We start from the raw sequence: 3,862 nt of genomic DNA on the forward strand, positions 1-3,862 counted from the left end.
ACTACCAGCTGACGATCGCGTCGGCGGTCGAGGAGCAGACGGCCACGACGAACGAGATGTCGCGTGGTGTGGCCGAGGCCGCGACCGGGTCGGGCGAGATCGCCACCAACATCACCGGCGTCGCCACGTCGGCCGGGCGTTCGTCGGACGTGCTCGTCGGCGTCGGCGGGCAGGTCGACGAGCTCGCCGTCCTGTCGGGTGCGCTGCGTGAGCGCGTGGCGGGGTTCCGGTTCTGATGGCACCCATCCGCGTGCTCGTCGTCGACGACTCGGTCGTCGTGCGGCGCCTGGTCAGCGACGCGCTGGCCCAGGCGCCGGACGTCGAGGTCGTCGGCGTCGCCGCCAACGGCCGGCTCGCGCAGGCCAAGGTCGCGCAGCTGCGCCCCGACGCGGTGACGATGGACATCGAGATGCCGGAGATGAACGGCATCGAGGCGGTCCGTGCGCTGCGCGCCGCCGGTCACCGGATGCCGATCGTCATGTTCTCCACGCTCACCGAGCGGGGGGCCGCGGCGACGCTCGACGCGCTGGCCGCGGGCGCCACGGACTACGTCGCCAAGCCGTCGAACGTGGGCAGCGTGCAGGAGTCGATCGCCCGCGTGGCGGACGAGCTCGTGCCGCGCCTGCGGAGCCTGGTGCCGCTCCCGGGCGGCGCGATGCCCGTGCGCGAGCGGGTCGCGCGGCCCGTCGTCGCCCCCGTGCGCGCCGTCGCGACCCGGCCCGCACCGGCTCCGCACGCCGTGCGGGCGGTCGTGCTCGGCTCGTCGACCGGCGGTCCCGAGGCGCTGTCCCGGGTGCTGTCGTCGCTCACGGCGCCGCCGTCCGTGCCCGTGCTCGTCGTCCAGCACATGCCGCCCGTGTTCACGCGGCAGCTCGCCGCCCGCCTCGACCGGCTCGGTCCGGCGACGGTCGTCGAGTCCGCGGGTGGCGAGACCCTCCGGGCCGGCCACGTGTACATCGCGCCGGGCGACCACCACCTCGAGGTGCGGCGAGCGGGAGCGACGCTGCAGACGGTCCTCACCGACGGTCCGCCCGTGAACTTCTGCCGGCCGTCGGTCGACGTGCTGTTCCGCTCCGCGGTCCACGAGCTCGGCGGCGACCTGCTCGCCGTCGTGCTCACCGGGATGGGTGCCGACGGGCGTGCCGGGTGCCAGGACGTCGTCGCCGCCGGCGGCACCGTCGTGGTCCAGGACGAGCCGACGAGCGTGGTGTGGGGGATGCCCGGCGCGGTCGCGCAGGCCGGGCTCGCGCACCAGATCGTGCCGGTCGCCGAGGTGGCCGGAGTCATCGAGCGACAGCTCGCACCGAGAGGAGTGCCGGCATGAGCATCAGCCCCGAGTCGTTCGCGTTCGTCGCCGACCTCGTCCGTCGCCGCAGCGCCATCCAGCTGACGCCCGGCAAGGAGTACCTCGTCGAGAGCCGGCTGCTGCCGCTCGCGCGGACGGCGGGGCTCGACCTCGACGCCTACGTCCTGCGCCTGCGCACGCAGGGTGCGCCGGCCGACCAGGCCGCGGTCATCGAGGCGATGACCACCAACGAGACCTCCTGGTTCCGCGACGGCGCGCCGTACGCGGCGCTGCGCGGCACCGAGCTGCCCCGCCTGGTCGCGGCGCGGGGCGGCACGGGCCGGCTGCGCGTCTGGTCGGCGGCCTGCTCGACCGGCCAGGAGCCGTACTCGATCGCCATGAGCCTGCTCGACGACCTGCCCGCGACGATGACCAGCGAGATCATCGCGACCGACCTCTCGGAGCAGGTGCTCGAGCGGGCCCGGTCCGGGCGGTACTCGCAGCTCGAGGTCAACCGCGGGATGCCCGCGGCCATGCTCGTGCGCCACATGGCACGCGCCGGCACCGAGTGGGAGCTGTCCGCGGCCGTGCGGCGACTGGTCAGCTTCCGCGCGCACAACCTGCTCGACCCGCCGCCGGCCGGGCCGTTCGACATCGTGTTCCTGCGCAACGTGCTCATCTACTTCGACCTGCCGACCAAGCGGGCGATCCTCGAGCGCGTGCTGCGCGTGCTGCGTCCCGACGGCGTCCTGCTGCTCGGCGCCGCGGAGTCCACCCTCGGCGTGCACGAGGGCTTCGAGCGCGTCACGGTCGCTCGCAGCTCCGTCTACCGCCCGCTGGCCGCACGCGGGCTGCCCGCACCCGCGCCCGCCGTCCCGTCCCCGCGGCCGGCCGGCTTCGCCCACCCGTCCGTCCCCCCGTCCCCGCTGCCAGCCCCGGCGGCGCACGCACTGTCCCGAGGAGCAGCCCGATGAGAGCCCTGGTGATCGACGACTCGCGCACGATGCGGCGCATCGTCGCGGGCACGCTGGAAGGTCTCGGCTTCGAGACCCTCCAGGCCGAGCACGGCCGCGACGCCCTCGACCAGCTCGAGGCCGGCGCGGAGGTCGACCTCGCGTGCATCGACTGGAACATGCCGGTCATGGACGGCCTCGAGTTCGTCACCGCGGTCCGGGCGAACCCGGCCTGGCGCGCCATCACGCTGATGATGGTGACGACCGAGGCCGAGCACTCCCAGATCGTGCGGGCCCTGGCGGCGGGCGCCCACGAGTACCTGATCAAGCCGTTCACCCCGGACGCCATCCGCGACAAGCTCGACCTGCTCGGGCTCGTCCCCGTCGAGGAGCTCGCATGACCGCCACCGTGGAGTACGACCAGATCCATGCCATCGCGCAGGAGGTCTTCGCCGCGATGGTCGACGGCGACCTCGGGCTGCTGCTGCCGTGGGACGGGGACCTGCCCGACATCGTCGACGCGCTCGTCGCGTGGGTCGACCTGCACGGCGAGTGGTCCGGCCGGGCCGTGCTGGTCACCGGCAGCGACACCGCGCACGACCTCGCGCGCGTCCTGCTCGGCCTCGACGACGGCGACGCGGTCTCGCGCGCCGACCTCGTCGACGCGTTCGGCGAGATCGCCAACGTCGTCGGCGGCAACCTCAAGTCGCTGCTGCCCACCCCCGGCACGCTCGGCCTGCCGCAGGTCGGCGACGTGCTCCCCCCGCTGGCCGGTGCGGCGCGCGTCCAGCACCTGCCCCTGTCCTGGCGCGGTCGCCTGCTCGTCGTCGACGTGTGGGTCACCCTGCCGACCGCCACCTCGGAAGGAACGTCATGATCCGCGTCCTCGTGACCGACGACAGCCGCGTGATGCGCCAGATCGTCATCCGCACCTTGCGCCAGGCCGGCTACGACTGGGACGTGCGGGAGGCGTCCGACGGCGCCGAGGCGCTCGCCGCGATCCAGGCCGACGAGCCCGACGTGGTGCTCTCCGACTGGAACATGCCGAACATGACCGGCATCGAGCTGCTCCGCAACCTGCGCGCCGCGGGCTACCAGACCCCGTTCGGCTTCGTGACCTCCGAGGGCTCGCCCGAGATGCGGTCGACGGCGCAGGAGGCGGGGGCCTTGTTCCTCATCGCCAAGCCGTTCACCGCGGAGGGCTTCCGCGAGGTCATCGACCCGGTGCTCGCATGAGCGTCGAGACGCCGCTGCCCAGCGCCAAGGACGTGCGCGAGCTCGTCGAGGGCCTCGTCGGGCGGGACGTGAACGTCGCGACCGGCGGCGCGATGGTCGACCCCGCGCTCGGCGCCCTGACGGGCGTGTACGTGGACCGTCGCCTCGCGCTCGTCGCCCTGGTCATCCTCGACGTGCCGCTCGCCGCGCACATCGGCGCGTCGCTCGGGCTTGTGCCCGCGCGGACGGCCGCGGAGGCCGCGGAGCTCGGCGAGCTCACGCCCGCGCTGTCCGAGAACGCGGGGGAGGTGCTCAACGTGATGGCGTCGCTGTTCAACGCGGAGGACGCCCCGCACGTGCGCCTCGACCGGGTCTACCAGCCGGGCGACCCCCTGCCGGCCGACGTCGC

Annotated in this window: 6 protein-coding genes and 1 pseudogene; all 7 read left to right on the forward strand. The window is 74.1% G+C overall.

Features of this window, described 5'->3' with window-relative positions; translation table 11 throughout:
* Positions 1-236 (forward strand): annotated as a pseudogene (locus D1825_RS00830) (methyl-accepting chemotaxis protein); the annotation flags it as partial.
* Positions 236-1,324, forward strand: coding sequence for a chemotaxis-specific protein-glutamate methyltransferase CheB (gene cheB / locus D1825_RS00835; protein ID WP_118765632.1), 1,089 nt, complete (start codon positions 236-238; stop codon positions 1,322-1,324). The pseudogene D1825_RS00830 and the gene cheB, both read left to right, overlap by 1 nt.
* Positions 1,321-2,259 (forward strand): CheR family methyltransferase, encoded by a 939-nt coding sequence (locus tag D1825_RS00840; RefSeq protein WP_118765633.1) that lies wholly within the window; start codon positions 1,321-1,323, stop codon positions 2,257-2,259. The genes cheB and D1825_RS00840 overlap by 4 nt, the downstream gene beginning before the upstream one ends.
* Positions 2,256-2,639 carry a response regulator gene (locus tag D1825_RS00845; protein ID WP_118765634.1) on the forward strand — a complete coding sequence of 128 codons (384 nt, stop codon included), beginning with the start codon at positions 2,256-2,258 and terminating at the stop codon, positions 2,637-2,639. Before D1825_RS00840 ends, D1825_RS00845 begins: the two co-directional genes overlap by 4 nt.
* Positions 2,636-3,115 carry a chemotaxis protein CheX gene (locus D1825_RS00850; RefSeq protein ID WP_118765635.1) on the forward strand — a complete coding sequence of 160 codons (480 nt, stop codon included), beginning with the start codon at positions 2,636-2,638 and terminating at the stop codon, positions 3,113-3,115. The genes D1825_RS00845 and D1825_RS00850 overlap by 4 nt, the downstream gene beginning before the upstream one ends.
* Positions 3,112-3,474 (forward strand): response regulator, encoded by a 363-nt coding sequence (locus D1825_RS00855; RefSeq protein WP_199721441.1) that lies wholly within the window; start codon positions 3,112-3,114, stop codon positions 3,472-3,474. Before D1825_RS00850 ends, D1825_RS00855 begins: the two co-directional genes overlap by 4 nt.
* Positions 3,471-3,862, forward strand: a 392-nt coding sequence (locus D1825_RS00860) for a hypothetical protein (protein WP_118765636.1), incomplete at its 3' end; no start/stop codon positions are given. The genes D1825_RS00855 and D1825_RS00860, both read left to right, overlap by 4 nt.

Source organism: Cellulomonas rhizosphaerae, from assembly GCF_003470205.1.
Taxonomy (GTDB): Bacteria; Actinomycetota; Actinomycetes; order Actinomycetales; family Cellulomonadaceae; genus Cellulomonas; species Cellulomonas rhizosphaerae.

Coding starts and splice junctions, on each gene's coding strand:
- cheB (WP_118765632.1), top strand. CDS start 236: ATGGCACCCATCCGCGTGCTCGTCGTCGACGACTCGGTCGTCGTGCGG.
- D1825_RS00840 (WP_118765633.1), top strand. CDS start 1,321: ATGAGCATCAGCCCCGAGTCGTTCGCGTTCGTCGCCGACCTCGTCCGT.
- D1825_RS00845 (WP_118765634.1), top strand. CDS start 2,256: ATGAGAGCCCTGGTGATCGACGACTCGCGCACGATGCGGCGCATCGTC.
- D1825_RS00850 (WP_118765635.1), top strand. CDS start 2,636: ATGACCGCCACCGTGGAGTACGACCAGATCCATGCCATCGCGCAGGAG.
- D1825_RS00855 (WP_199721441.1), top strand. CDS start 3,112: ATGATCCGCGTCCTCGTGACCGACGACAGCCGCGTGATGCGCCAGATC.